Raw genomic sequence first — 26,594 nt, 5'->3', positions numbered from 1 at the left:
CCTTGAAGCACCCCGCGTCTGTCGAGTTCGTCGCCCATGACGGCCGCCTTCTAATGCAACCGGGAGACCACGACACCGAAAACTCCAACCTATTGGATTTGCTCCACTCCCAAAACCCTCCGTGCAACGGGGCTCTCAAAACGATAGAGACTCCACTCATTCTGGAAGGAGTCGTACAGCGTGGGTGGCCGTTTCGAGCTGGACTTGAGTGAGCTGCTGTCCTTCGAGCCGGGGGGTGGGCTCATCCACTTCGGGGACCAGCGCGTGCTGCTGATGGACCCGGTGGCGCTGGGGCTGCTGCGCAAGGAGCTCATCGGGTTGATGGGGATGACGGCGGCGCGCGGCACCTTCACGCGCCTGGGCTACGCGCACGGCTGGCGCACGGCCGAGGCGATGAAGGGCGCGGTGCCCTGGCAGGACGAATCCCTGTGGCGCCGTGCCGGTGGGCGGCTGCACACCCTCCAGGGGCAGGTCCGGGTGGAGCCCGTCCAGCGCCGCGCGGACGAGGGCCCGGAGCCCTTCGCCGAAGCGCAGTGGCGCGACTCCTATGAAGCCGAGCAGCACCTGCTGCACCTGGGCCAGTCCGACCAGCCGGTGTGCTGGAGCCTCACCGGCTTCGCGTCCGGCTACATGAGCTACGTCAACGGCAAGCCCATCTACGGCACGGAGCTGCGCTGCGTGGGCAAGGGCGACGCGGCCTGCCACTACGTGGGCCGGCCCGCCGAGGAGTGGAGCACCGAGTGCACGGAGGTGCTGCGCCTCTATGAGACGCAGTGCATGGAGGGCATGCTGGCGCAGGTGACGGAGGCGCTGCGGCAGGCGGAGCGCAAGCTGCGCGCGAAGCGGCAGTCGCTGGCGCGCGCGGGCGTGACGGAGGACCCGGCGGGCATGGTGGCGCGCTCGGAGGCGATGCAGCGCATCATCAACCTGGCGCGCAGAGGGGCGAAGGTGGACTCCACGGTGCTCGTCACGGGGGAGAGCGGCGTGGGCAAGGAGCGCATCGCCCGCCTCATCCACGACGAGTCCGGCCGCGCGCACAAGGCCTTCGTCGCCGTCAACTGCGCCGCCGTCACGGAGAGCCTGCTGGAGAGCGAGCTGTTCGGCCACGCGAGAGGCGCCTTCACCGGCGCCACCCACGACAGGGCCGGCCTCTTCGAAGCGGCCCATGGCGGCACCCTCTTCCTGGATGAAGTGGGCGAGGTGCCCCCGTCCATGCAGGCCAAGCTGCTGCGCGTGCTGCAGGAGCGCGAGGTGCGCCGCGTCGGTGAGAATGCCAGCCGCAAGGTGGACGTGCGGCTGGTGGCCGCCACCAACCGCGAGCTCGCGGAGGAGGTCCGCCAGGGGCGCTTCCGCCAGGACCTCTACTACCGGCTGCGCGTCATCGAGCTGAAGATTCCGCCGCTGCGTGAGCGCCGCGACGACGTGCTCCCCCTGGCGCGGCTGCTGCTCGCTGAGGCCGCGGAGCGGCTGGGCCGCAGGGTGTCGGGCCTGTCCCCGGACGCGGCGGACCAGCTGCTGCGCTACGCGTGGCCCGGCAACGTGCGTGAGCTGGGCAACGCCGTGGAGCGCGCGGTGGCGCTGTGCGAGGGCACCCGGGTGGAGCGGGACGACTTGCCGGAGGAGGTCCGCGCCGCGCCCCCCAGCCTGGTGCCCACCGGCAACCCACAGCGGCTGGAGGACATGGAGAAGCACTACATCCTGGCGGTGCTGGCGCAGAACGGCGGCAACCGCGCGCGCACCGCCGAGCAGCTCGACATCGGCGTGGCGACGCTCTACCGCAAGCTCAAGCAGTACGGCCACCCGGAGGCGGCCCACTGAGCCACCGCGGGACGCGGCGTCAGTTGAGGTACTGGTCCCGGTCCGGCCGGTCCTGCCGCACCACCTGCAGGTGCTTGGAGCGGCCCTTCAACTGACGCTGCAGCCGCCAGTGCTGCAGGTGCAGCCACAGCTTGCGCGGGTTGGCGCCACGCACGTAGGCGAACGCCATGCACAGGCCCAGCAGGTCCGGCACCTGCGTCTGCCAGCCGCTGGTGATGGCCGACAGCACGACGAAGCCCGCGCCGACGCCCGCCAGGGCATTGCCCGACAGCGGCAGGCCCCAGAAGTTCGTCTGCCCCCGGCCAATGGTGAGCCCGTAGGACACCCACAGCACCGACGTCATGACGTTGCCGCCCGCGTACGCCTGCACCGTCGCGCCGGGCACCAGCATGGCCAGCAGCGCGGTGATGAGGCCCGCGCTCACCGCGATGCCCAGCGCCACCATCAGCAGGCGCCTGCCGCCCCAGATGGACTCCAGGTAGCCGCCAATGGACCAGGTGATGATGGCGCCGAAGATGATGCCGATGGGACTGGACTCAATGAAGGCGTACGTCAGCGGCTGCCACAGGAAGAGCCTCCCGAACACCAGGTCCGGGAACAGCAGCAGCAAGCCACCCGACTGCGACTTCGTGAGGTGGAACATCACGGAGCCCGCCACCAGCGCCACCGCCAACTTGGACGCCGTGGTCTCCAGGCCGGGCAGTCCCATGCCGCCGCCCCCGCCTCCGAAGCCCCTCATCGGTCGCATTCAGTACACCATCCTCTCGTTGCCCAGAGCCGTCCAAAGGTGGTGGAACATCGCTCGCTTCGCAACCCCAAATGACGAAGGGCGCCCATCCCCGACACTGGGGAGAGCGCCCTCGGACACCCACGCCTCGTCAACCGCCGCGCGGCCGATCAGGCCTTCGGCTTGTAGAAGAGCGTGATGGTCAAGCAGTGGAACTCCTTGTCGGAGGACTGCGTCACCACCCTGTCGACCACCTCGAGGTTGGAGTTCTCCTTGAGCCACTTGGTGATGTTCTCACCCATGTTCTCGCGGTCACGCGCGAGCGTGGTGGAGAACACCTTGACGCCCGTGAAGCTGATAACGCCCATTCCGACCCTCGTCATAAACCAGAGATTCTGGACGTTTACCCCGAGACGATTCCGCTATCAAGAATCGGGCCCGACAATCCGGCCCTGGCGCCTCCCGGGCGACCCACCTGAGGGGGCTGCTCCCGGGCCTCGCACGGAGCGCGCGGGCCCGGGGGCTGGAGCTTCACCGGCTGCTGGCGGCCTTGCGCGACAGGCAGGTGACCTCGTCCTTGCAGGCCGGGCCAATGCCCTCGGGGTGTGCCGTCAGGGGCGTCTTGTCGCTCTCCTCCACGCCACACACCACGCACTTGCGCTTGCGGTTGCGACGCTCGGCGCGGCGCTGCTCCGCGATGGCCTTGGCCCGCTCACGCGCCGTCTTCGCGTCCACCTCGTTGCTCATCTCGCGTCCTGGTTGGAGGTCCTGTGCCATCAGAGCGCCTCGACGAGCACCGCGATGCCCTGGCCGCCACCGATGCAAGCGGACCCGATACCATAGCGGGCACCGCGGCGCTTCAGCTCGTACACCAGCGTGGTGGTGATGCGCGCGCCCGACGCGCCCAGCGGGTGGCCCACGGCGATGGCGCCGCCGTTGACGTTGGTGCGCTCGCGGGGCAGGCCCAGCTCCTTCTCCACCGCCAGGTACTGCGGCGCGAAGGCCTCGTTGACCTCGAAGAGGTCAATGTCCGACAGCTGACACTGGGCGCGCGCCAGCAGCTGGCGGATGGCCGGCGCCGGGCCGATGCCCATGATTTTCGGGTCGCACCCGGAGACGCCCCAGTTGACGAGCCGGCCAATGGGCTGCAGGCCGTGCTGCTTCACGAAGCTGCCGGTGGCCATCACCATGGAGCCCGCGCCGTCGCAGATGCCGCTGGCCGCGCCCGCGTGCACCACGCCGTCCTTCTTGAAGACCTTGGGCAGCTTGCGCAGGCTCTCCACCGTCGTCTCCGGGCGGTTGTGCTCGTCCCGGGACACCACCGTCTCACCCTTCTTCGTCTTCAGCGTGACGGGGGCGATTTCATCCTGGAAGCGGCCCGCCTCCTGCGCGGCGGCGAAGCGCTTCTGGGTGAGGACGGCGTACTCGTCCACCTGCTCCTGCGTGAGCGAGTAGTCCACCGCGAGCTGCTCGGCGGTGAGCGCCATGGCCTGGCCGGTGTAGCTGTCGGTGAGGGCCGTCCACAGCATGTCCTCCAGGCTGCCCTTGCCCAGCGGCAGGCCCCAGCGGGCGCCGCGGATGACGTGGGGCGCCTGGCTCATGGACTCGGTGCCACCGGCCAGCACGACGGAGGCCTGCTCGGTGAGCATCAGCTCCGCCGCCGTGACGAAGGCCTGGAAGCCGGAGCCGCACAGCCGGTTGACGCCCAGCGCGGGCACGGGGACGGGCACGCCGGTGCGCAGCCCCACGTGGCGCGGCAGGTAGATGGCGTCCGCGCTGGTCTGCACCACGTTGCCATAGACGACGTGCTGGACGTCTTCCGGAGACACCTTCGCCTGGGCCAGCGCGGCCTTCGCCGACTCCACGGCGAGGTCGGTGGCGCTGAGGTCCTTCAGGCTTCCCCCGTAGGTACCGAACGGGGTGCGCTTGCCGGACAGGAAGTAGATTTCCTCGTTCTTGGACACGCTCTTCATGGTGGTCGTCTACCTACTCTCATGGGGCGCGCGGTGCACGCGCGCCGTGACGTCGTGACGTGTGGGACGGGCGGCCCTAGGGCGCGCGCTGCCCGAAAAAAGCGCTGGCGACGATGGCAAGCGCGATGACGGTCCACAACAAACCTTGAAGGTTCTGTTTCCGGATTTCCTTGCGGCCGAGCCCCTGGTACCAGGAACGCCCGGCGGCCACCCGGCCTTCCCAGGTGAACTCCCCCGCGGGCCGCAGCCCGTCCAGGCGGCGCAGGTGCGCGCGCAGCAGGCGGTCCGGGGGAGCGTCCTCCAGTGAACCCGTCAGGTAGACGCCGGGGACCTCCAGCGCCGGGCGCCGGTAGTCCGCGGTGATGACGAAGCCCCCGGAGGCCAAGGGGGTGAGGAGGTACAGCCGGGGCACGCCGCCCTGCCCCGTATGGAGCGTGGCGAAGACGCGCTCACCCGGGTGGGCCCAGTCGTAGGAGCGCGTGGCGCGCTGGAGGCGCGGCTTCTCCTCGTGGCTGCCCAGCGGCACGAAGCCCAGCGCCTGGAGCTGGTTGGCGCGCCCCGACAGCTCCAGGGGCAAATCCATCTGGTCCGCGGGCGCCTCGGGCTCCACCCGCACGCTGGACGGGAAGAGGAAGAGGATGCCGCGCCACAGATTCATGGACAGCAGCACGAGCGCCAGCACCAGGCCAGCGACGACGATGCCCAACTCGGCGAGGACGTTCATGAGGGGAGGACCTCCAGGTGCATCGCCCCCCGCGCCACGGGCGCGAGGAGCCGGATGAGGGAGGTCAACAAGGCGGGCCGACCGGAGACCATGGCTCCGGGACCCTAGCGGAAAGCGGCGCCCGCGTGCGCCGGGTTCAGCGCCGGGACGCGCTGGCCGGCAGCGTGCGCCAGCGCTCGACGTCCGCCGGGGTGAGCGGGTCCTCGCCGCGCAGGAACCGCTCCAGGTGGCCCAGCGAGTCCACGCCGAAGAACAGCTCGTCGTCCGCCAGGTAGGTGGGCACGCCAAAGGCCCCGGCGGCCACCGCCGCCTCGGTGTTGCGGCGGACCCGGTCCTTCACCTCCTGCGTCTGGGCCGCCGCGAGCAGCGCCTGGGCGTCCAGCCCCGCGGCCTGAATCGCCGCGCCCACGGCCTCGGGCGACTCCGCGCCCTTCCCGCCGCCCCAGGCGGAGGCATACAGCGCGCTCACCAGCCGGCTCCGGGCCTCCACGTCCTCCACTGCGGCCGTCACGCGCAGCGCGAGCAGCGGGTTGAAGGGGTGCGTCGGCGGCGGCGCGAAGGGCACGCCGAAGTCATGGGCGATGCGGAAGGTCTGCTTGAAGACGTAGCCGCGCTTGGCCGCGACCTCCGCGGGGCCGAGGTTTCCCGTCGCGTTGAGCACCCCCGCCAGCAGCACGGGCACCGGCTCCACGACGCGGCCATGGCGCGCGGCGAGCGCCGGCAGGCGCGTCCAGGCCAGGTAGGCATACGGCGAGATGAAATCCAGCAGGAAGCGCAGTGGGGTGTGGGCCATGGCCCGAGTCTAACGCCCCACGTCCGGGCTGGGAGGACACAGTCCCGTCGACGCTCCAGCGGTACATCAGGCGCTCTGACGCAGCGCCCCGGCCCGGCGCTGGAGCGCGCTCCGCAGGGAGCTGGTCAGGGCCAGCAGGCTGGAGGCCCGGGCATCCGTGAAGGCCGCCTCGGCCGCCTCCAACGCCACCACCGAGGACTCCGCGTCCCGCGCGCGCTCCGCCAGCGACAGGCGCACCAGCCCCACCTGGAGCACGTTGCCCGTCAGCTCCGCCAGCGCGAGCGCCCTGCGCAGGTGCGCCAGGCCCTCCTCACCGGGCAGCAGCGCCGCCAGCGCCCGGCGGGAGAGGATTTCGTCCCACGGGTTGGCCAGCACCGGGTCCGTGGCCCGCGTCAGCGCCGCCTCCGCCGCGTCCTCCGCCGCCACCAGGTTGCCCTGCTCCCGTTCGAAGCGGGACTGATAGACGCGCAGCAGCGTCTCCATGCGGACGCCGCCCTCGCGCGCGGCGGCCAGGGCCGCGGGAAGGGAGCGGCGCGCCGCCCCCGCATCCTCGAAGAGCACGTCGCGGCAGGCCTGGTACACCCGCAGGTGACACTGGAGCCACCGGTCCTCCGGCAGCACCCGCGCCAGCGCCTCGGCGCGGGCCACCACCGCGGCCACGTGCTCGTGCTCGCCGCGCTCCAGGTAGTACGGCGGCGTGAAGAGGGCCAGGTTGCGCTCCATCAACCGGGGGTTGCCCAGCCGCCGCACCAGCTCCGTCTTCTCCGTGAAGGCCGGGACGAACGCCGCGCCGTCGCCCGTGAAGGCCGCGCGCGTCACCACCGAGAACAGATGGAAGCCGCGCACGTCCGTGAACCCATGGGCCTCCGCCACGGCGTACCCGTCGCGGAGCGCCTGCGCGTCCAGCGGCTCGCCGCGCAGCGCCAGGTTCAGGTTCATCGTGAAGCCGCCCATGCCCAGCGCCCACGCCAGGCGCTTGGGCAGCCGGCCCGTCACCTCGCACAGCCCGCGCAGCCGCTTCAGGTGCTCGTACTGCGTCTCCAGCACGCCGGCGAAGCGGCCCGTGTAGGCACACAACTGCGCGGGCGCCAGCTGCGCCGCGGCGCGATAGGGCGACACCTCGGGTTGCTCGGCCCGCACGCGCTCCAGCAGCGCCGTCAGCTCCTCCGTGCGCCCCACGCTGGCCAGCGCCATGGCCTGGAGGATGCGCAGCTCGGCCTGCTTCCAGAAGACGTTCGCGGTGCTGGCGAACGCGTCCGCCTCGCGCTCGCGGAACAGCGCCTTCAAGCGCGCGGGGCGCTCCGCTTCCGGCGCGGCGCACGCGGCCTCCAGCGCGGCCACCGCCTGCGTCCGCCCGTCCTCCAGGTCCACCGTGGAGGCCCAGTGCTCACTCAGCTTCCGCGCGAAGACGAGCGAGGTGGGCGGGTCGCTCGAATAGCCCACCTCCACCATCGTCACCCAGATGCGCAGCAGCAGCCTGTCACGGCCCGGGAAGTCCGGCGCGGCCTCCAGCAGCATCGCCGCTTCCTTCAGCAGCAGCGTCGCCTCCAGCAGCGCCTGCGCCTCGATGGCGGCCCGGCCCGCGTCCAGCAGCGGGCCAATGGCCAGCTCCGGCTCCGACGAGCGCAGGTAGTGCCACCCCACCGTGCGCGACAGCTCCGGCCGCGACGAGTGCAGCGTCTGCAGCGCCACCGCCACGCGGCCGTGCGCCGCGCGCCGCGCCTCCTCGGGCGTGCTGTCGTAGACGGCCTGGTGCACGGTGTCGTGCGTGAAGACGTAGCGGCCCTCCGCCTCCTGGAGGAACTGCCGCTCCACGATGCCGTCCAGCACCGCGAACAGCTCGGACTCGGGCAGCTCCGCCAGCGCGCGGAGCATGGGCAGCTCCAGGCTGCGGCCCGCGGGCGCCAGCTGGCGCAGCAGCGACACCTGCTCGGCGGGAGCGCTGCCCAGGCGCGCGAGCACCGCGTCGTGGATGCTGGCGGGCAGCGGCCGCGTGTCCAGCCCCTCGACGGCGCTCCACCGGCCGCCCACCCGCGTCAGCGCGCCCTCCTCCACCAGCGCGCGCAGGCACTCGGTGGCGAAGAAGGCGTTGCCGCCCGTCGTCTCATGCAGCCGCGTGACGAAGGCCTCGGGCACGGCCAGCCCCGGCAGCGCCAGCTCCACCAGCGTGCGCACGTGCTCTGCGGCCAGCGGCTCCAGGTCCATGCGGGTGGTGATTTTCTCGTCCACCGTCTGGAAGGCCAGGCTCAGGCGGCTCAGCTCGCCGCTCCGGAACGTGCCCACCACCATGCCGCGCGTGCCGTACAGCGCGCGGATGAGGACGTTGAGCACCTCCAGCGTGGCGCTGTCGGCCCACTGCAAGTCTTCGAAGCACAGCACCAGCGTCATCCGCCGGCCCAGCGCCTGCACCCACTCCGCCAGCGCGCCGAAGAAGGCCAGCTTCTCCTCGCCCGCCACCGGGTGCGCTTCGCCCGCGTCCGGCGTCAGCCCTGGGAGCAGCTGGTGCAGCTTCGGCCCCAGGCGGTCCATCATCTCCGAGGGCGTGAGCGGCACCAGGCAGCGCACCGCCTGAACGATGGGCGTAAGCGGCGCCTGCCCCTCCGCGCGGCACTGGCCCCGGCCGAAGGGCAGCTCCGCCAGCTTCGCCTGGAGCTCGAACTCCTGGAGCAGCCGCGTCTTGCCCACGCCCGCGGGCGCGCCAATGAGCACCGCGCGGGACTGGCCCCAGTCCGCCTCGGCCAGGCCGTTCATCAGCGCCTCCAGCTCCGCGGCGCGGCCCACCACCTCCGGCACGTGCAGGTAGCTGGCGCGCGCCGACAGCGGCTCCTCCGGCATCGGCTCGCCGCTGGCGTGGCAGAGCGCCTCCATCAGCTCGCTGGCGTCCTGGAAGCGCTCGCGCGGGTCCTTCGCCAGCAGCAGGAGGATGATTTCCTCCAGCTGTGGATCCACCGGACAAATCGTGGACGGCTTCGGCGGCGGCCGCGTCAGGTGGTCCGCCAGCAGCGCCGCCGGGGTGTTGCGCTTGAAGGGCAGCCGGCGCGTGACCAGGTAGTAGGCCATGACGCCCAGCGAATAGAGGTCCGCGCGGCCGTCGATGCTCGCGCCGCGCTGCCACTCCGGCGCCAGGTACTCCAGCGTGCCCTTGAGCCGGCCGGGGCTGGGCGTGCCCAGCTGGTGCATGACGCCGAAGTCCATCAGCTTCACCGCGCCCGCGCTGGTGATGCGGATGTTGCTGGCCTTGATGTCGCAGTGCACGTACAGCCGCGCGTGCAGGAAGGCCAGGACCTGGGACATCTGAATGAGCACGCGGTACAGCGTGCGCGTGTCCAGCGGCGACTCACGCCCCAGCGAGCTCAGGTCCTGCCCGTCCACCACCTCCATGGTGATGAAGCGGTTGCCGGCCTCCGTCATGCCCCAGTCAAAGACCTTGAGCGTGCCGGGGTGCTGGAGCTTCTTCATGGCGAAGAACTCGTGCCGGAACATCAGCACCAGCTCCTCCGTCTTGCCCGCCGTCAGGCCCGCCGGAACCTGCATCTCCTTGAGCGCCACCCGGCGGTGCTCGTGCAGGTCCGTGGCCAGCCAGATGCGGCCCATGCCGCCCTCGCCCAGCAGCCCTTCGACCCGGTAGCGCCCCGTCACCACCATGCCCACGGCCAACGAGCGGCGCTCCCCGGCGCGCGCTCCCGGCAGGGTGATGGGCGTGCGGATGCGGTCCCCCCACGAACTTGGAGGACGGCTGCGCTCGTCCAGGACGGCTGTCTTCTCCTCGTCGCTCACGAAGGGGAACCGGCGGGGTCAGCGAAATGCAGAAGTTCATGGGATATCACGTTTCTTTGCGACAGGCACACATCATCGGTGCCGTGTCGGCGTTGAGTGGCGCACCGCGCGAGAGGCCCCGTCGGCGCGCACCTGACAACACGGCCCCCGGCTGGACGGCTGCCTGGCGGCCCTGCCCGAAGCCCTGGACGCGGGGGTGCGCACGGAGACGGCGGGAACCCAGGGGTGCTGGGCACCCCCTCTTGCCCCGGCTGGCGCGTGGGGTGATGCTGGGCTTTTCGCCGGGGGAGCGCGTGTGCACCGGGCACCGCCGGGCGGCTGCCTCCCTGAGAGTCGGGGTGTCGTGAAGCCGAAAATCCTCATCGTCGAGAACTCATGGACGATGCGGGAGACGCTCCGTCTCCTGCTCTCCGGCGAGTTCGACTGCACCACGGCGGCCGACGGCGACTCAGGGCTTCAGCAGGCCCTGGCGCACCCGCCCGATGTGCTCATCTCCGATGTGAACATGGACGGGATGGACGGCTACGCGCTGTGTGGCCACTTCCGCGCCGAGCCCACGCTCAAGCACATCCCCGTCATCTTCGTCAGCGGCTATGCGCCTCGCACGGAAGGGCCCGCGGACCAGCCCGTCCCGGACGCCTACCTCGTCAAGCCGGTGAAGCCGCCCGTGCTCATCGCCCAGCTTCACGCGCTGCTGGCCCGCGCGGAGGCCGTCACCCCGGCCGCGCCCACCATCCAGCCCGCGTGGAAGAGCTGAGGCCGCTCACCCCGCGGCTCGACGCGGCACGCAGGACGTGCCGCTCCAGCGGAAGGCGTGCCGCGGCTCAGCTCCCCCGGTACGTGGAGTAGCCGAAGGGGCTCAGCAGCAATGGGACGTGGTAGTGCTCGTCCGGCGCGGTGAGCTCGAACACCACCGTCACGGACGGATAGAAGCCGCGCACGCCGAGCGCCCGGAAGTACGCCCCGGTGTCGAAGGCCATCCGGTAGACGCCCGGCTCCACGCGGGCGCCCTGGGGCAGGAAGTCGCGCACGCGGCCGTCGTCATTGGTGACGCCGCGCGCCAGCTGCTTCCATTCGCCCGAGTCGCCTTGCAGCTCCAAGGTGATGGGAACACCGGACGCCGGCCGGCCCCGGTTCGTGTCGAGGACGTGAGTGGACAGGGTGCTCATGGCGCCAGCAGCTTCTCCAGTCGGATGCGGGTGATTTTCGCCTGCTCACCGGCCGCGATGCGCAGCTCCTCGTCCGGTGCGTTGTCCAGCCGCTCGCGCAGGAGCGCCAGCATCTCCGCCGCGCTCTTGCCCGTGGCGCACACCAGGAAGATGAAGCCGAAGCGCTGCTCGTAGGCGGCGTTGCCTTCCACCAGCCCTTGCAGCACCGCCTCGACCGCGCCCTGCACTCCTCCCTGCTCCTGCGAGGACCAGGAGGCCGTGGACGCGAACTTCGCGCGCAGCTGGGACACGTCACCGATGCGCGGGTGATGCGTCATGGCCTCGCGCCAGTCGTCCGGCCCCGTCTGCTTCCAGAGCCACGCCGACTCCGAGAACAGATGCGCCTCGTCACGAAAGGGCCGCGAGCGCACCATGCCGTCCGCCCAGCGGGACGCCCCGCAGCAGCGCATCAGCTCCGTGCGCGCGTCCGACGGCAACAGGGCATTGAGCCGTGTCAGTCCGCTGCTCATGCCGGCCGCCCGTGGACCCGCAGCCGGCTGACGCCGCCGTCGGGATGGATTTTCAGACGCACGTGGGTGAAGGGCCCCTTCGCCGCCAGCTCCGCCTCGTAGAAGTGGCGGTGGTGCGCCTGGAGCTTCGTGCGCGGCAGCAGCTCCGCCCACGCGAGGTCATGCGCGTTGGCGAAGTCCACCACCGGCTCGCGCAGGTAGCAGCCTTCAATGGAACAGGAGTCCGGGTAGTTGCCCTTGAAGAAGGCCGTGTCCACCTCCACCCGCTCCACGGTGCCCGGGACGGCGAGCTTCACCACAATCCAGTCGAAGCCCGGCAGCACGCGCTTGCGCCGCGTCTCCCAGCCCTCGCCCATGTTGGCGGCGCGCCCCGGGAGGATGAGGTTGTCCTTGGGGCCGAAGAAGGAGTCGTTGCACGCCACCACCGTGCCGCCGTTCTCCGCCGCCGCCAGATCCACCGCGCCGCCGGCGTGGGACAGGCGCGCGAAGTCCGGCCGCACCTCGCCATGGACGCGGAAGCGGGCCACGCCGCCGTCCGGGAAGATGTTGAGCCGCAGGTGCGTCCAGCGCGTGTCGCTGGCGATGGGGAACAGGTTGCGCGTGCCGCCCTGCAGCTTGAGCTGCGGGAGGATGGGCGTCCAGGTCGCCTCGGCCAGGGCCTCGGGCGTGGGCGAACCCTCCACCTCCAGCGCGTCCACCGAGGCGTACTCGGGGAAGTTTCCGAGGAAGTGGTTGGTGTCGATGTCCACGCCGCGCACCACGCCCGGCAGGCCGAGCTTGAGGATGCACCAGTCATGGCCCGGCACGCGCTTGCGGCGCGACTCCCAGCCGTCCATCCACTTGCCATTCTCCGTGAACTTGCCGGGGATGAAGATGCCCCGGCCGGGCTTCAGCAGGTTCTCCTTCCCCGCGAAGAACTCATCGCTGGCCAGCAGCGCCTGTCCGCCCACGTTCTCCGCGGCCAGGTCGATGAGTTCGGTGAAGGCGATTCGCAGCTTTCCCTCTTCGGGTGCGTGCATGGTGTGTATCTCCCAAGTGCTTCAAGCAGCGGCGCGCGTCCCCGCGGGGCGGCGCACCCAGAGTCCCGACGGGCGCGGCATTGGCTGGCCGCGCTCGAAAACCTTCGTCCCTCGCAGGAACGTCATCTCCACCACGCCCGTCAACGTCCTCCCCGCGTACGGTGTTATCGGGTGACGGTGTAGCAGGCGCTGTGGCTCCACGGCGAAGGAAGCGTCCGGGTCGAACACCACCAGGTCCGCGTCCGCGCCGGACGCCAGCGTCCCCTTGACGCCCGCGAGGCCCACCAGCCGCGCGGGGGCTTCGCACATCCAGCGCACCAGCGACTCCAGCCCCAGGCCGCGCCGCCTCGCCTCCGTCCACACCGCTGGGAGGCTGAGCTGCAACGACGCGATGCCGCCCCAGGCCGCGCCGAAGTCGCCGCGCTCCAGGTGCTTCAGCGCGGGCGTGCAGGGCGAGTGGTCCGACACCACCAGCTCGATGTCCCCCCGCGCCAGCCCGGCCCACAGCCGCTCGCGGTTCTCCGCTTCACGGATGGGCGGCGCGCACTTGAAGTGGGTCGCGCCGTCCTCAATCTCCTCCGCCGTGAAGCTCAGGTAGTGCGGGCACGTCTCCACCGACACGTCCAGGCCCTCGCGCCGGGCGTCGCGCAGCACGGGCAGCGCCTCCGCGGAGGACAGGTGGACGATGTGCACCCGGCAGCGGTGCGCGCGCGCCAGCTCCACCATCATCTGAATGGCCTCGTTCTCCCAGCGCTTCGGACGGGACGCCAGGTAGCCGCGGTACGTGCGGGCGTCCCCACCGGGTGTCAGGCCCTCCACCGGGGACTCCAGCTCCGCGTGGACGATGAGCGGGATGCCCCGGCGCGCGAGGATGGGCATGGCCACGTCGAGCACCTCGCGCGTCGCATGCGGAAACTCGTCCACGCCAGAGGGGCACAGGAAGCACTTGAAGCCGGAGATGCCCGCGTCGATGAGCGCCTCCAGCTCGCCCGCGTTGCCCGGGATGACGCCGCCCCAGAAGGCGTGGTCCACCTGGCAGCGCCCGTGGGCCGCCTCGGCCTTCAGCTTCAGCGCCGCCAGCGTCGTGGTGGGCGGCAGCGAGTTGAGCGGCATGTCCACCACCGTGGTGATGCCCCCCGCCGCCGCCGCGCGCGTGGCCGTCTCGAAGCCCTCCCACTCCGTGCGGCCGGGCTCGTTGATGTGCGCGTGGCTGTCCACCACGCCGGGCATCACCACCTTGTCGCCCACGTCCACCACCGGCAGTCCCGCGGGGACCTCCGCGTGAGACACCACCGCGGCCACCTTGCCGCCACGCACCACGACCGCCGCCTCGCGCACGCCTTCGCTTGTGACGACGCGCCGGCCGCGCACCACGAACCGCGCTTCACTCATGGCTCGAATTCCTTCTCGTCGTAACCCGCCAGGGACGCGAAGAACGCGTCCCGGTCATCCACGTAGAGCTGCCGCGTCACCCCGGACACGAGCCGGGGCAGGCCGTACTTCATGCCGGAGATGCTCGCGCCCCCGAAGCCCAGCGAGAGCAGGCAGCCGAAGGTGAAGTTGAAGATGCCCTGGAGCCAGGGCGCCTGCCCCGGGTGCTTCTCCTGAAGCTCGAAGTGCGCGCCCAGGTACGGGTGCCGCTGCAGGTCCGCGTGCGACTGCCCCTCGGGCGGGGTGTACCGGTCCTTCCACAGGGCGATGTCGCCGTGGAGGCTCGCCAGCTCCGGGCGCAGCGACAGGTCCGTCACCGTGCCGCTGCCGATGATGAGCTTGTCGAACAGGAACTGCCCGTGAGGCGTGGTGACGCGCGCCTGCCCGTCCACCTCCTCCGCGCCGAGCCAGGGGCTGCCGCCGTGCAGTTTGAAATGGGGAAAGGCCCGCGCCCGGCTGAAGGTGTCCGACGGTGGAAGCTGCCCCATCTCGATGATGCGGTGGATGAAGCGCCAGCGGTCCGCGTCCGGCAGGTCCGCGTGGTGCTTGAGGAAGCCCACGAACTCCGCCCAGCGGTAGGGATTCACATTGGGCAGCGTCTTGCGCCGGTAGAAGAGGTGGACCTCGGCCGCGCCGTGCTCCAGCGCCACGGCGGCGTTGTCGAACGCGGACGCGCCGGCGCCGAGCACACCCACGCGCTTGCCCCGCAGGGCCTCGAAGTCGATGGCGTCGCGCGTGTGGGCGTACAGCTCGCGCCGCAGCCCGGCCACCACGGACGGCACCTCCCAGCGCCCGGAGCCGTCGATGCCCGTGGCCAGCACCACCTTGCGCGCGTGGACCACGTCCGTGGTGCCCTTGCGCGCGTCGATGAGCGGGACGGCGAAGCAGTCCTCCTCCGCGCTCCAGGCGATGGCCCCCGCGCGCGTGCCACACCGCACGGGGATTTCGAGCGTGCGGCGGTACCAGTCGAGGTAGTCCGCCCACAGCTCCCTGGGGATTCGGACCACCGCCTCCCACGAGCCTTCGCCGTGCTGCGCCTCGTACCAGGACTGGAAGCAGAGGTTGGGCAGGTTGTGGTCCGGGCCCGTCAGGTGCTTGGGCGTGCGCAGCGTGTGCATGCGGGCGAAGGTCTTCCACGGCCCGGCGAGGCCCTGCTCGCAGTCATCCACCACGAGCAGGTTCGTGACGCGCTCGCGCATCAACCCGAAGGCGGCGGTGAGCCCGCTCTGCCCCCCACCAATGACGAGCACGTCCAGCACGGCCCGCCCGTCCCGGGTGCGGCGCGGCAGCACCCACGGCCTGCGTGGGTACTCCAGCTGCTCCAGGTCCTTCCGGATTCGAGCCTCCAGCGCGGTGAGCGCGGGGGCGGACGGCGACTCGGCGGGGCTCGTGGGGACGCGCATGGGCCACATCGTACCCGCGCACCGCGTCAGCGAGCCAACACGCCCCGGATTGAGGGGGAATTGTCCGAAACCTCAAGGGTTCACTGGAGGTTGCGCCACGTTCCGCGCTTCCCCCGCTGGGCTGCTTGGCTATGCTGCGCGCCCTTCGTTTCCGCCTGAGGTGATTCCGCGTGATCAACGCCCATACCCGCGTCCCGCCGCCGAAGAATGAGCCTGTCCTCTCCTATGCGCCCGGCACCGCCGAGCGCCGGGAGGTGCAAGCCGAGCTGAAGCGCATGGCCGGTGAGCAGCTCGACATCCCCGTCATCATCGGCGGCAAGCACCTGCGCACCGGCAAGACGGACACGGTGCGCATGCCGCACAACCACCAGCACGTGCTGGCCACGCTGCATGAGGCGGACGCCAGCCACGCGGAGCAGGCCATCCAGGCCGCCCTGGCCGTCAAGGATGACTGGGCGCGCATGCCCTTCCAGTCGCGCGCCGCCATCTTCCTGCGCGCCGCGGAGCTGCTCGCCTCGCGCTACCGCCCCATCATGAACGCCGCCACCATGCTGGGCCAGGGCAAGACGGTCCACCAGGCGGAGATTGACGCCTCGTGCGAGGCCATTGACTTCATTCGCTTCAACGTCGCGTTCGCCGAGCAGATCCTCGGCTGGCAGCCGGAGGCCGCGCACCAGACGTGGAACATGACGGACTACCGCCCCCTGGACGGCTTCGTCTTCGCGGTGGCGCCGTTCAACTTCACGGCCATTGCCCTCAACCTGGCCACCGCGCCGGCGCTGATGGGCAACGTGGTGCTCTTCAAGCCGTCGTCCACCGCGGCCCTGAGCGCCTGGTACATCATGGAGCTGCTGCGCGAGGCGGGCCTGCCCGACGGCGTCATCAACATGCTGCCGGGTGACGGCCCCACGGTGGGCAACCCGGTGCTGGCCAGCCCGCACCTGGGCGGCATCCACTTCACCGGCTCCACGCCGACGTTCAACGCCATGTGGCGCACGGTGGGGGAGAACATCTCCCGCTACAAGCAGTACCCCCGCATCGTCGGCGAGACGGGCGGCAAGGACTTCATCGTCGCCCACCCGTCCGCGGCGGACGACCTGGAGGCGCTCGCGGTGGCCATCGTCCGCGGCGGCTTCGAGTACCAGGGCCAGAAGTGCTCCGCGGCCAGCCGCGTCTTCATCCCCGAGTCCCTGTGGCCCAAGCTGAAGCCGCGCCTCCAGGCGCTCATCAGCGAGGTCCGCATGGGTGATGTGTCGGACTTCCGCAACTTCATGGGCGCCGTCATCGACGAGAAGTCCTTCAAGAAGGTCTCCTCGTACATCGACCTGGCCAAGAGCGACAGCGGCGCCAGCATCGTGGCCGGCGGCGAGGTGGACCGGAAGCAGGGCTGGTTCGTGAAGCCCACGCTGGTGCAGCTCGACAGCCCCTCCCACCGCATCCTCCGCGAGGAGATCTTCGCCCCGCTGGTGGGCCTGCACGTCTACCCGGATGCGAAGTACGAGGAGACGCTGCGCGAGGTCGACCAGGCCGCCGCCTACGCCCTCACCGGCGCGGTGTTCGCCCGGGACAGGAAGGCCATCGACACGGCGCTGCGCGAGCTGCGCCACGCGGCGGGCAACTTCTACATCAACGACAAGCCCACCGGCGCCGTCGTGGGCCAGCAGCCCTTCGGCGGTGGCCGCGCGTCCGGCACCAACGACAAGGCGGGCTCGGCCCTCAACCTGGTGCGGTGGACCAGCCCCCGCACCATCAAGGAGACCTTCGTCCCGGCCGTGAAGGTGCCCTACCCCTTCATGGACAACGACCCCAACGAAGGCGCCCTCTGAGGCACGGATGAACGGTCCGTCCCCCGGCATCGCAGGACTGGACACGTACGCGCTGGTGGACGGCGGGTGCCGCGTGGAGGTCATTCCTTCACGCGGGGCCCTCGTCAGCCGGATGTGCGTGGACGGTGACGAGCTGCTGTACCTCGACGAGGCCACCGTCGCGGACCCGGCGAAGAACGTGCGCGGGGGCAGCCCTGTGCTGTTCCCCAACGCTGGGCCGCTGCCGGGGGACACCTACTCCGTGGACCGTCAGCGGTACACGCTGCCGCAGCACGGCTTCGCGCGGAGGCTGCCGTGGACGGTGCGGCAGGCGGACGCGGCACGGCTGGTGGTGGAGCTGTCCTCCAGCGAGGAGACGCTGCGCCACTTCCCGTGGCGGTTCGACGCGCGGCTGAGCTTCTCGCTGGTGGGTAAGCGGCTGACGCTGGAGTTCGAGGTGGAGAACCGGGACACGCGGCCCATGCCGCTGCACCTGGGCTTCCATCCGTACTTCCGGGTGCCCGACGCGGCGAAGGCGCAGGCGGGCGTGGACACGGACGCCACGCGCGCGTGGGACAACTGGCGCGGTCAGGACGTGGCCGTCACCGGGCTGGACCTCACCGAGGAGGAAGTGGACCTTCACCTGAAGGACCACTCGAAGCCGGGCACGACGCTGGCGCGGGGCCCCGGGCTCGCGCCCATCCGCCTGTCGTGGAGCCCCGAGTACCGCGTGCTCGTCGTGTGGACGCTGCGCGGGAAGGACTTCGTCTGCGTGGAGCCGTGGACCGCCGCCAAGGGCGCGCTGGCCACCGGCGAAGGACTGCCGCATGTGCAGCCTGGAGCGCGGGCGTCGCTTCGTTTCGATATCCAAGGCTGAGCGGCAGGCCCCGGAGCCGCCCGGGGCGACTCCTGCACCTCGCTGTTCGGAAATGTCGGGACATTTGCCGTCGCAAAACCCCCGACATTCCCGAACAGCGAGCTCATGGTCCCCTCCCGGGCCGGGCCCCCTCCCCCGGCAGCGCGAGTAGTTCGCCTCGCAACCAGCGGCTGCGCGGGTCCGCATCCGTCTGCCGGTGCCAGTAGAGGTGGAGCTCCAGCGGGGGCAGTGACAGCGGCATCGGCAGGAGGTGGTTGCCCAGCAGCGCATGCAGCGCCGCCGCGCGCCGCCTCGGCATCGTCAGCAGCAGGTCCGAGTCCGCGACGAGCTTGAACGCGGCCTCGTAGTGCTGGCAGCGGACGGCGACGTCACGCTGGTAGCCCAGGCGGCTGAGCACCAGGTCCTCCACGGCCAGCCCGGTGCGGCGCGAGGACACGGTGACGTGCCGGGCCGCCATGTACTTCGCCACGTCCAGCCTGCGCCGGCTTCGGCTCACCACGCAGAAGGTGTCTTGCAACAAGGCCGTGCGCTTCAGCTCCGCGCCCGTCTGCTGCTCCACGTCGATGGAGAGGTCGACCCGCCCCGACGCGAGGTCCCGCTCCAATCGCGCCCTGTCGAGCCGGACGCTGGAGATGCGGACCTCCGGCGCGTGCGCCCGCAGCCGAGCCACGAGCAGCGGGAGGATCGACGGCTCCAGTACATCATTCATCGCCACCGTGAACTGGCCCACGTCCCGGCGCGGGTCGAAGTCGCGTCCGCGATGAACCGCTTGCTCGAACAGCGCCAGCGCCTCCCGAATCTCCGGCGCCAGGCGCTCCGCGAACGCCGTGGGCGCCACGCCGCGCCCCTCCCGGACGAACAGCGGCTCTCCCAGCTGCTCACGCAGGCGGGCCAGCGCATGACTCACCGCCGACTGACTGAGGAACAGGACCTCCGCGGCGCGCGTCAGGTTCCGCTCCCGGAGCACCACGTCGAACACCCGGAAGAGGTTGAGGTCCAGCCGGGCCAGCCGCGCCGAATCCTGAACAGGGTTCATGGTGACACATGACCAATATTCACTGGATGCATCAAGGCTCGGTGCGCAGGATGACGCCCATGGACTTCGAGCCCAGCGAGCGAGCCAAGGACTACCTGGAGCGCGTGAAGCGCTTCATGAGCGAGCACATCCTCCCCGCGGAGGGCCGCTACCACGAGGAGCTCCGAGCCACCGCGCAGGGCGGCGACTGGAAGACGTGGCGCGTGCCGCCCGTCATGGAGGTGCTCAAGGCCCAGGCGAAGGCCCAGGGCCTGTGGAACCTGTTCCTCCCGGACGCGAAGCTCGGCGCCGGGCTCAGCACGCTGGAGTACGCCCCCATCGCCGAGGAGACGGGCCGCAGCTTCATCGCCCCCGAGGTCTTCAACTGCAGCGCCCCGGACACCGGCAACATGGAGGTGCTCTGGAAGTACGGCTCCGAGGCGCAGCAGGAGCGCTGGCTGAAGCCGCTGCTGGCCGGGGACATCCGCTCGGTGTTCTGCATGACGGAGCCGGACGTGGCCTCGTCGGATGCCACCAACATGGCGGCCACCGCCATCGTCGACGGCGACGAAATCGTCCTCAACGGCAGCAAGTGGTGGTCCAGCGGCCTGGGGCACCCCAACGCGAAGGTGGTCATCTTCATGGCCCGCACGCCCGACACCGGCGGGGACCGGCACCACCAGCACTCCATGGTGCTGGTGCCGCTGGACGCGCCGGGCGTGAGCATCCGTCGCATGCTGCCCGTGTACGGCGACTACGACGCGCCCCACGGCCACGGCGAGGTGCACTTCGACAACGTGCGCGTGCCGCGCGACAACGTCATCGCCGGACCGGGGATGGGCTTCGAGATTGCCCAGGGCCGGCTCGGACCGGGGCGCATCCACCACTGCATGCGCTGCATCGGCGCGGCGGAGCGCTCCCTGGAGCTGATGATTGACCGGGGCATGAAGCGCACGGCCTTCGGCAAGCCGCTCCTCAACCTGGGCGGCAACCGCGAGAAGGTGGCCGAGGCGCGCATCGCCATCGACCAGGCGCGGCTCTTGACGCTCTACGCGGCGTGGAAGATGGACCAGGTGGGGGCGCTCGGGGCCATGACGGAGATCTCCGCCATCAAGGTCGTCGCGCCCAATGTCCTCCAGAAAGTGGTGGATGACGCCATCCAGCTTCACGGCGGCGCGGGCGTGTCCCAAGATACGCCGCTGGCGGGCTTCTTCGCCCAGGCGCGCAGCCTGCGCCTCGCGGATGGCCCGGACGAAGTGCACAAGGGACTCATCGCCCGCCTCGAGCTGTCGAAGCGGGGCTTCTCCCGGAGCTGACGGCCATGGCGACTCAACGCATCTTCATCACCGGTGGCGCCAGCGGACTTGGCAAGGCCATCGCCCTGCGCTTCGCTCGCGCCGGCTGGAAGGTCTGCATCGGCGACGTCAACGACGCCCGAGGCGAGGAGGCCTTGAAGGAGCTCTCCGCCCTGGCGCCCCAGGCCCACCACCTGCGCTGTGACGTGCGGCGCGAAGAGGACCTGCGCGAGGCCCTGGACTGGCTCACGGCCCAGTGGGGCGGCGTGGACGTGGTCATCAACAACGCCGGAGTCGCGCAGGCGGGCGCCATCGAGGACGTGTCGATTGACGACTGGCAGTGGATCATCGACATCAACCTGCTGGGCGTCGTGCGGGGGTGCAAGGTGTTCACCCCCGCCCTCAAGAAGCAGGGCCACGGCCACATCGTCAACGTGGCGTCCATGGCGGGGCTGCTCGATGTGCCGCTGATGAGCAGCTACAACGCGACCAAGGCCGCCGTCGTGTCGCTGTCGGAGACGCTGCACAACGAGCTGGCGGAGTACGGCATCGGCGTCAGCGTCGTGTGCCCGTCCTTCTTCAAGACGAACCTGGGTGACTCGCTGCGCACCACGGACCCGCAGTTGGGGGCCACCATGGCGCGGCTGCTGGAGCGCTCCGCCATCACCGCGGACGACGTCGCCAACGACGTGTTCGACGCGGTGGCCCGGCGCGGCTTCTACGTCCTGCCCCACGCGGACGGCCGCAGGGCCTGGCGGATGAAGCGGCTGCTGCCGCGTGAGCTTTATTCGTGGATGCTGCGCCGGAACACGCGAGGCATGCGCCCCGGCTCGCGGCCGAAGCCGAGCTGAGCGAGAAAGAGCCCACCCATGCCACCGACCGCGACCATCGACCCCGCAGGTGCCGTGCGCCCGGGCGAGGAGCTGGACCTCCCCGCCGTGGACGCCTGGCTCAAGGCCCAGGTCCCCACGCTGGAGGGCACGCCGGAGGTCACGCAGTACGCGGGCGGCGCCTCCAACTGGACGTACCGGCTGAAGTACGCCAACCGGGACCTCATCCTGCGCCGCCCTCCCGCGGGGACGAAGGCGAAGTCGGCGCACGACATGGCCCGTGAGTACACGGTGCAGCACGCGCTGAAGCCGGCCTATCCCGTGGTCCCCACCATGGTGGGCCTGTGCCAGGACCCGGCCGTGCTGGGCTCCGACTTCTACGTCATGGAGCGCATCGAAGGGCTCATCCCGCGCAAGCACCTGCCCCGAGGACTGGCGCTGGACGCGAAGCAGACGCGGGCGCTGTGCCTCAACGTCGTCTCCAAACTCGTGGAGTTGCACGCCGTGGACTCGGCGGCGGTGGGCCTGACGTCACTGGGCAAGGGGCCCGGCTATCCCACGCGGCAGGTGGAGGGCTGGTCGGCGCGCTACGAGAAGGCGCGGACGTGGAACGTCGCCCGCTTCCGCTACGTGCGGGACTGGCTCAAGGCGAACACGCCCGCGGACATCGCCACCTGCGTCATCCACAACGACTGGCGCTTCGACAACGTGGTGCTCGCCCCGGAGGAGCCCACGCGCATCATCGGCGTGCTCGACTGGGAGATGGCCACCCTGGGGGACCCGCTGATGGACCTGGGCAGCGCGCTGGCCTACTGGGTCCATGCCGACGACGACTTCCTGCTGCGCTCCACGCGGCGCCAGCCCACGCACCTGCCCGGCATGCTCCGGCGCGAAGAGGTTGTGGAGTACTACCTGGACCAGACGAAGCTGAAGCCCGCCAACTGGACCTTCTACGAGGTGTTCGGCCTCTTCCGGCTCGCCGTCATCGCCCAGCAAATCTACTACCGCTACCACCACCAGCAGACGCGCAACCCCGCGTTCAAGAACTTCTGGGTGCTGGTCAACTACCTCGGCTGGCGCTGCCACCGGCTCATCCGGAAGGGGGCGCGCTGATGGGCGTGGTGTATCTGGTCCGGCACGGCCAGGCCTCGTTCGGCGCGGCGAACTACGACCAGCTGTCAGAGACGGGGCTCGTGCAGGCCCGGGTGCTGGGTGAGGCCCTTCGCGAGCGGCTGCCCCGCGTGGACGCCGTCGTCACCGGCACCATGGCGCGGCACCAGCAGACGGCGGAGGCGTGTCTCGCCGCGCTCGGCTGTGGCACCGTGGCCGTGCGGACGGCGGGCTTCAACGAGTTCGACCACGAGGAAGTCGTCGCCCGGCACACGCCGCGCTACGCGGACCCGGACGTGCTGCGAGCGGAGCTGTCCCAGACGGAGTCGCCCCGGCGCGCCTACCAGGCGCTCTTCACCGACGCGGTGGCCCGCTGGGTGGCCGGCCAGCACGACGCGGAGTACACGGAGCCCTGGTCCGCCTTCGGCGAGCGGTGCCGCCGCGCGCTGGACGCCCTCATCCAGGAGCTGGGCGCGTCGAAGAACGCGCTCGTCTTCACCTCCGGGGGCACCATCACCGCCATCTGCCAGGAGCTGCTCCGCATCCCCGACGCGCACGCCTTCCGCCTCAACCTGACGCTGGCGAACTGCGGCCTCACCAAGGTCCTCTACAGCGAGCGCGGCCGTTACCTGTCCACGCTCAACGAGCACAGCCACTTCGAGGGCGACCAGCGCGCGCTGCTCACCTACCGCTGAAGCGGCGCGCCGTCGTACCGCAGGTCCTCCCACGCCAGCATCGCCCGCTTGCGTGAGGCGCCCCAGCGGTACTCCCCGAAGACGCCCGTCTTGCGCAGCACGCGGTGGCAGGGAATCAAGAGCCCCACGGGATTCTCTCCCACCGCCGAACCCACCGCGCGCATCGCCTTGGGCCTGCCAATGGCGCGCGCGAGGTCCTCATACGTCGTCACCTCGCCCGACGGCACACGCAGCAGCGCCTGCCACACCTGCACCTGGAAGGGCGTGCCCCGCACCAGCACCGACAAGGGGCTCGACGCCGAGCCACCGTGCTCCGCCTGGAAGATGCGCTCCAGCCACGGCGCCGTGTCCTCGGCGGACGCCACGAACGTGGCCCGCGGCCACTGCTCGCGCAGCGAGGCGAGCGCCTCCTCCTCTGATTCATCCGTGAGGAAGTGCAGGCCACAGATGCCACGCTCACAGACGGCGAGCAGACACGCGCCGAAGGGCGACAGGTGGACGCCATGGCGCACGGTGAGCCCTTCGCCGCCCAGCTTGTATTCCCCCGGCGTCATCGACGTCAGCGTCACGAAGAGCTCATGCAGCCGGCCGGTGCCCGACAACCCCACCTCCAGCGACGTCTCCAGCACGCTACGACGCTCGTCGAGCAGGCGCCGAGCCGAGCGCAGCGTGTGCACCTGGATGAAGCGCTTGGGGCTGATGCCCGCCCAGCGCGAGAAGAGCCGCTGGAAGTGGAACGTGCTCAGCCCCACGTGCGCGGCCACGTCGTCCAGGGACGGCTGCTCGCGGGCATGTGCGTCGAGGTAGAGGATGGCCTGTTCGATGCGGGCGTAGTCGCTGGATGCCATGCCGATGCTCCTGGGATGCGCTTCGCGAAAACGTATGTCCGCCAACACATCCTGGAGCAATCCGGTTCTTGCGCTGTCCTCGCGCGCCGGGCGCGCGTTGACATGAGGTGTCATTGTGCAACAACCGATAGCTCCACCCCGCACACCGCCGCAGAAAAGGAGCGCCATGCTTCCAGAGGAAGACTTCCTGGCCGCGGAGGAGGCGCTGAGACGGGCCATGCTCGCGAGCGATGTCGCCGCGCTCGACGCCCTCCTCTCCGACGACCTCCTCTTCGTCAATCACGCCGGCCATGTCCTCGACAAGGAAGCCGACCTGGAAGCGCATCGCTCGGGGGCCCTGCGCCTCACGCGGGTGGACTTCACCGACGCACAGTTCCGCTACCTCTCCGCGGGCGCCGTGGTCGTCGTTCATGCCGCGCTATCCGGTGAGTTCCAGGGCGCCCCCTTCGCCGGGAACTTCCGCTACACGCGCGTGTGGCAGGTCGTGGACGACGCGCCCCAGGTCGTCGCGGCCCAGTGCACGGCGGTGGGCTGACTTGACTCCCGACAGACGAGCGCTTATCCGTTACGGCCAATGACGTCGCCAAGCGCCATGTGTCGAATGTCGATGCCGGGTGGGCTCTCGCCCTCCAGGTTCGGCTGACGTCCGTCCGCCCCTGGTGAGCCACCGAGCCCATCCACCCGCGAGGGTTGGTGGGCTTCGTCGTTTCTGGATGCGCGCCGACCTCTCCCAGCCCTCCGCGCCCTGGAGGGCCTCCTTCCGCATCACCTCCGGAGAGTTCCCGTGCCCACAGCTCACCTCACGTCCGCGCCGCGCCTCTTCGACGTCTCCCTGCCCGACTTGACGCTGGAGGCGGGCGCCCGAATCACGAACCACCTCGTGCGAGGCTGGTGGTGGGGCCCCGAGGAGGACGTCCCCTGGCTCGAGTCGCGCGCGCGCGTCCTCGCCGAGGACGAAGCGCAGGCGAGCGCGCTGCGCGTCGTCCGGCGCACCGTGGCCGAACAGCAGGCGCTCGCGGCCGAAGCGCGCTGCCGGACTCCCACGCGTGCGCCCACGTCCGTCCCCACGGTGCTGCTGGTCCACGCGCTCACCGGAGACATGCGCGCAGGCGGCAAGGGCGGCTGGTGGGAGCCGATCATCGGCCCACGGCGCGCGCTGGACCCGTCCCGCGTGCGGCTCCTGTGCTTCAACAACCTGGGCTCCTGCTACGGCACCACGGGCCCCGCCGACGAGAGCTTCCCGCAGCGGACGGACGACGCGCGCTTCGGCCCACCGCTGCCGCTGCCCAAGGGCGACCTGCGCCAGGACGAGCACCGCCTGCCCGCCACCGTCACGCCGTGGGACCAGGCCCGAAGCATCCTGCTGGCCATGGACGCGCTGGGCCTGGACGAAGTGGCGCTCGTCACCGGCGGCTCCCTGGGCGGCATGGTGGTGCTCTGCCTCGCGGCGCTGGCGCCGGAGCGCTTCGCCCGCATGGCGCCCATCGCCACCACGGAGTCCTCCTCCGCGTGGGTGGTGGGCCTCAACCACGTGGCGCGGCAGGCCCTGCTGCTGGACCCGGGCTTCCCCGAGTCCCCTCGCCGGGGCCTGGAGCTGGCCCGGCAGCTCGCGATGCTCACCTACCGCGCGGAGCCCGGCCTGGACGTGCTCCAGGGCCGCCCCTCGGCGTGGTCCTCACGCGCGCTGCACCCGATGCACAGCTACCTGGAGCACCAGGGCCAGAAGCTGGCGAGCCGCTTCGATGCGCGCGCGTACCTGACGCAGCTGGGCGCCATGGACCACCACGACGTGTCACGCTTCCCAGGGGGCGGCCTGGCCCGCATCCGCGCGAGCGCGCTGTGCGTGGGCATCGACACCGACCAGCTCTTCTTCCCCAGCCACATGGCGGCGCTGGCCCGGCGGCTGCGCGCGCACGGCCTCCACGCCGAGCACGCCACGCTGTCCAGTCAGCATGGGCACGACGGCTTCCTGCTGGAGTGGGACGCCCTGGCCGTCCTGCTCGCGCGGGCGCTCGCCCTGCCCACCGCCAGGGGCCCGGAGCACGCCGTCCCGCGCTGGCCGGAGGCGCGCCCCGCCCTCAGCCCACCTTGCGGGACGAAGGCGTGACGACGGCCACCGCTTCGTGATGGGACCACAGGGGCGGCTCGGCCTCGTGGGTGAAGGCGCGCAGCCGCCGGTACTCCGGATAGGACGCCTGGAGCGACAGCACGTCTCCAGGCCGGATGACCTCATCCCCCTGCGGGTGGAGCCGCTCCTCGCCATTGCGTTGCAGCGACAACGCCAGGCAGCCGAACCTGTCCCTCACCTCGGAGATGGTGAGGCCCGGCAGGCCCAGGCGCGCCTCGAACAGCGAGACGACCATCAGGTGCTTCGCCAGGTGGAACGAGTGGACGATGCGCGGGTCCATGGCCGCCAGCGCCATGGCCGGGGCCGCCAGCGACGAGCTGGAGAGCGCCTCCGCCTTGAACGTCTCCCGCACCTTGCCGCTCAGGTCGTCATCGAACAGGCGGATGACCACGCGGATGTTCGGGTTCAGCTTGCGCGCGTCCAGGGCGATGTTGAGGTTGGCCAGGTCATCATCCGTGGCGCAGACGATGGCGGACGCGTCCTTCACGTTGGTGCGAGGCAGGCACAGCGGGCTGCGCGTGTCGTCGATGAGCAGCGGCACCCGCTCGTCGCGCAGCGCGGACACGAAGGCCGCGTCCTCGCGCTTCTCCACCACCACCACGTCCTTGCCCATCTCCCGCAGCTGCGTCACCACGCGGTAGCCCACCC

Annotated in this window: 25 protein-coding genes; 10 read left to right on the top strand and 15 right to left on the bottom strand. The window is 70.8% G+C overall.

Annotation, left to right across the window (positions count from 1 at the left end; all coding sequences use genetic code 11):
• Positions 1 to 180: 180 nt before the first annotated feature.
• Positions 181 to 1,818, top strand: a complete 1,638-nt coding sequence (locus tag G4D87_RS08825) for a sigma-54-dependent Fis family transcriptional regulator (RefSeq protein WP_163780864.1) — start codon at positions 181 to 183, stop codon at positions 1,816 to 1,818.
• Positions 1,819 to 1,837: 19 nt separating this feature from the next.
• Here G4D87_RS08825 and G4D87_RS08820 read toward each other — a convergent pair whose 3' ends face one another.
• The 7 genes from G4D87_RS08820 to G4D87_RS08790 all read right to left on the bottom strand — a co-directional run bounded on the left by G4D87_RS08820 (position 1,838) and on the right by G4D87_RS08790 (position 9,686).
• Positions 1,838 to 2,566 carry a DUF1751 domain-containing protein gene (locus G4D87_RS08820; RefSeq protein WP_163780862.1) on the bottom strand — a complete coding sequence of 243 codons (729 nt, stop codon included), beginning with the start codon at positions 2,564 to 2,566 and terminating at the stop codon, positions 1,838 to 1,840.
• A gap of 149 nt (positions 2,567 to 2,715) precedes the next feature.
• Positions 2,716 to 2,913: a hypothetical protein gene (locus tag G4D87_RS08815; protein ID WP_013938428.1), complete on the bottom strand. Its 198-nt coding sequence runs from the start codon at positions 2,911 to 2,913 to the stop codon at positions 2,716 to 2,718.
• 163 nt (positions 2,914 to 3,076) lie between these two features.
• Positions 3,077 to 3,292, bottom strand: a complete 216-nt coding sequence (locus G4D87_RS08810; protein ID WP_163780860.1) for a hypothetical protein — start codon at positions 3,290 to 3,292, stop codon at positions 3,077 to 3,079.
• A gap of 29 nt (positions 3,293 to 3,321) precedes the next feature.
• On the bottom strand, positions 3,322 to 4,518 hold the full coding sequence (locus G4D87_RS08805) for an acetyl-CoA C-acetyltransferase (RefSeq protein WP_163780858.1): 1,197 nt from the start codon (positions 4,516 to 4,518) through the stop codon (positions 3,322 to 3,324).
• A gap of 76 nt (positions 4,519 to 4,594) precedes the next feature.
• Positions 4,595 to 5,242, bottom strand: coding sequence for a hypothetical protein (locus G4D87_RS08800; protein ID WP_163780857.1), 648 nt, complete (start codon positions 5,240 to 5,242; stop codon positions 4,595 to 4,597).
• A 136-nt stretch (positions 5,243 to 5,378) separates the two neighbouring features.
• Positions 5,379 to 6,035, bottom strand: coding sequence for a 2-hydroxychromene-2-carboxylate isomerase (locus G4D87_RS08795; protein ID WP_163780855.1), 657 nt, complete (start codon positions 6,033 to 6,035; stop codon positions 5,379 to 5,381).
• A gap of 66 nt (positions 6,036 to 6,101) precedes the next feature.
• Positions 6,102 to 9,686 carry a protein kinase domain-containing protein gene (locus tag G4D87_RS08790; RefSeq protein ID WP_163780866.1) on the bottom strand — a complete coding sequence of 1,195 codons (3,585 nt, stop codon included), beginning with the start codon at positions 9,684 to 9,686 and terminating at the stop codon, positions 6,102 to 6,104.
• A 469-nt stretch (positions 9,687 to 10,155) separates the two neighbouring features.
• On the opposite strand from G4D87_RS08790, the gene G4D87_RS08785 reads away from it, so the two are divergent.
• Positions 10,156 to 10,569 (top strand): response regulator, encoded by a 414-nt coding sequence (locus tag G4D87_RS08785; RefSeq protein WP_176412204.1) that lies wholly within the window; start codon positions 10,156 to 10,158, stop codon positions 10,567 to 10,569.
• A 67-nt stretch (positions 10,570 to 10,636) separates the two neighbouring features.
• On the opposite strand, the gene uraH is transcribed toward G4D87_RS08785, so the two are convergent.
• Genes uraH through G4D87_RS08760 form a run of 5 tightly spaced genes read right to left on the bottom strand, consistent with a single transcriptional unit; the run spans position 10,637 to position 15,343 of the window.
• On the bottom strand, positions 10,637 to 10,981 hold the full coding sequence (gene uraH / locus G4D87_RS08780) for a hydroxyisourate hydrolase (protein ID WP_163780852.1): 345 nt from the start codon (positions 10,979 to 10,981) through the stop codon (positions 10,637 to 10,639).
• A complete protein-coding gene (gene uraD, locus G4D87_RS08775; RefSeq protein ID WP_163780850.1) occupies positions 10,978 to 11,490 on the bottom strand; it encodes a 2-oxo-4-hydroxy-4-carboxy-5-ureidoimidazoline decarboxylase in 513 nt (170 codons plus the stop codon). Before uraD ends, uraH begins: the two co-directional genes overlap by 4 nt.
• Positions 11,487 to 12,509, bottom strand: coding sequence for an allantoicase (gene alc / locus G4D87_RS08770; protein ID WP_163780847.1), 1,023 nt, complete (start codon positions 12,507 to 12,509; stop codon positions 11,487 to 11,489). The genes uraD and alc overlap by 4 nt, the downstream gene beginning before the upstream one ends.
• A gap of 21 nt (positions 12,510 to 12,530) precedes the next feature.
• Entirely contained in the window at positions 12,531 to 13,901 is a 1,371-nt protein-coding gene (allB, locus tag G4D87_RS08765) for an allantoinase AllB (RefSeq protein WP_163780846.1), read from the bottom strand.
• Entirely contained in the window at positions 13,898 to 15,343 is a 1,446-nt protein-coding gene (locus G4D87_RS08760) for a SidA/IucD/PvdA family monooxygenase (protein WP_163780844.1), read from the bottom strand. Before G4D87_RS08760 ends, allB begins: the two co-directional genes overlap by 4 nt.
• Positions 15,344 to 15,513: 170 nt before the next feature.
• On the opposite strand from G4D87_RS08760, the gene pruA reads away from it, so the two are divergent.
• Both pruA and G4D87_RS08750 read left to right on the top strand, forming a co-directional pair.
• Positions 15,514 to 17,169, top strand: coding sequence for an L-glutamate gamma-semialdehyde dehydrogenase (gene pruA, locus G4D87_RS08755; protein WP_163780842.1), 1,656 nt, complete (start codon positions 15,514 to 15,516; stop codon positions 17,167 to 17,169).
• A gap of 7 nt (positions 17,170 to 17,176) precedes the next feature.
• Positions 17,177 to 18,025: an aldose epimerase family protein gene (locus G4D87_RS08750; RefSeq protein ID WP_163780840.1), complete on the top strand. Its 849-nt coding sequence runs from the start codon at positions 17,177 to 17,179 to the stop codon at positions 18,023 to 18,025.
• A gap of 103 nt (positions 18,026 to 18,128) precedes the next feature.
• Here the strand turns inward: G4D87_RS08750 and G4D87_RS08745 are convergent, their stop codons facing one another.
• The gene (locus tag G4D87_RS08745; RefSeq protein ID WP_163780838.1) at positions 18,129 to 19,061 is read right to left on the bottom strand and encodes a LysR family transcriptional regulator; all 933 of its coding nucleotides are present in this window, start codon (positions 19,059 to 19,061) and stop codon (positions 18,129 to 18,131) included.
• Positions 19,062 to 19,120: 59 nt separating this feature from the next.
• Between G4D87_RS08745 and G4D87_RS08740 the strand changes: the two genes are divergently transcribed.
• The 4 genes from G4D87_RS08740 to G4D87_RS08725 are packed head-to-tail and all read left to right on the top strand — an operon-like array spanning position 19,121 to position 22,970.
• The gene (locus tag G4D87_RS08740; RefSeq protein WP_163780836.1) at positions 19,121 to 20,356 is read left to right on the top strand and encodes an acyl-CoA dehydrogenase family protein; all 1,236 of its coding nucleotides are present in this window, start codon (positions 19,121 to 19,123) and stop codon (positions 20,354 to 20,356) included.
• A 5-nt stretch (positions 20,357 to 20,361) separates the two neighbouring features.
• Positions 20,362 to 21,186: an SDR family oxidoreductase gene (locus G4D87_RS08735; RefSeq protein WP_163780834.1), complete on the top strand. Its 825-nt coding sequence runs from the start codon at positions 20,362 to 20,364 to the stop codon at positions 21,184 to 21,186.
• Between the two features lie 18 nt (positions 21,187 to 21,204).
• Complete coding sequence (locus tag G4D87_RS08730) at positions 21,205 to 22,278, top strand: phosphotransferase family protein (RefSeq protein ID WP_163780832.1); 1,074 nt, start codon at positions 21,205 to 21,207, stop codon at positions 22,276 to 22,278.
• Positions 22,278 to 22,970, top strand: a complete 693-nt coding sequence (locus G4D87_RS08725; RefSeq protein ID WP_163780830.1) for a histidine phosphatase family protein — start codon at positions 22,278 to 22,280, stop codon at positions 22,968 to 22,970. The genes G4D87_RS08730 and G4D87_RS08725 overlap by 1 nt, the downstream gene beginning before the upstream one ends.
• On the opposite strand, the gene G4D87_RS08720 is transcribed toward G4D87_RS08725, so the two are convergent.
• The gene (locus tag G4D87_RS08720) at positions 22,961 to 23,818 is read right to left on the bottom strand and encodes a methylated-DNA--[protein]-cysteine S-methyltransferase (RefSeq protein ID WP_176412199.1); all 858 of its coding nucleotides are present in this window, start codon (positions 23,816 to 23,818) and stop codon (positions 22,961 to 22,963) included. The genes G4D87_RS08725 and G4D87_RS08720 overlap by 10 nt on opposite strands.
• A gap of 166 nt (positions 23,819 to 23,984) precedes the next feature.
• On the opposite strand from G4D87_RS08720, the gene G4D87_RS08715 reads away from it, so the two are divergent.
• Together G4D87_RS08715 and G4D87_RS08710 are read left to right on the top strand one after the other, a co-directional pair.
• Positions 23,985 to 24,353 (top strand): nuclear transport factor 2 family protein, encoded by a 369-nt coding sequence (locus G4D87_RS08715; RefSeq protein ID WP_176412198.1) that lies wholly within the window; start codon positions 23,985 to 23,987, stop codon positions 24,351 to 24,353.
• Between the two features lie 249 nt (positions 24,354 to 24,602).
• Positions 24,603 to 25,925, top strand: a complete 1,323-nt coding sequence (locus tag G4D87_RS08710; protein WP_163780823.1) for an alpha/beta fold hydrolase — start codon at positions 24,603 to 24,605, stop codon at positions 25,923 to 25,925.
• On the opposite strand, the gene G4D87_RS08705 is transcribed toward G4D87_RS08710, so the two are convergent.
• The coding region (locus G4D87_RS08705) for a potassium channel family protein (protein ID WP_176412197.1) at positions 25,897 to 26,594 on the bottom strand (698 nt) is incomplete at its 5' end. The two genes, G4D87_RS08710 and G4D87_RS08705, sit on opposite strands and share 29 nt — an antisense overlap.

Source organism: Myxococcus vastator (assembly GCF_010894475.1).
Lineage (GTDB): Bacteria > Myxococcota > Myxococcia > Myxococcales > Myxococcaceae > Myxococcus > Myxococcus vastator.
This window is presented reverse-complemented; position numbering and strand designations above follow the sequence as displayed.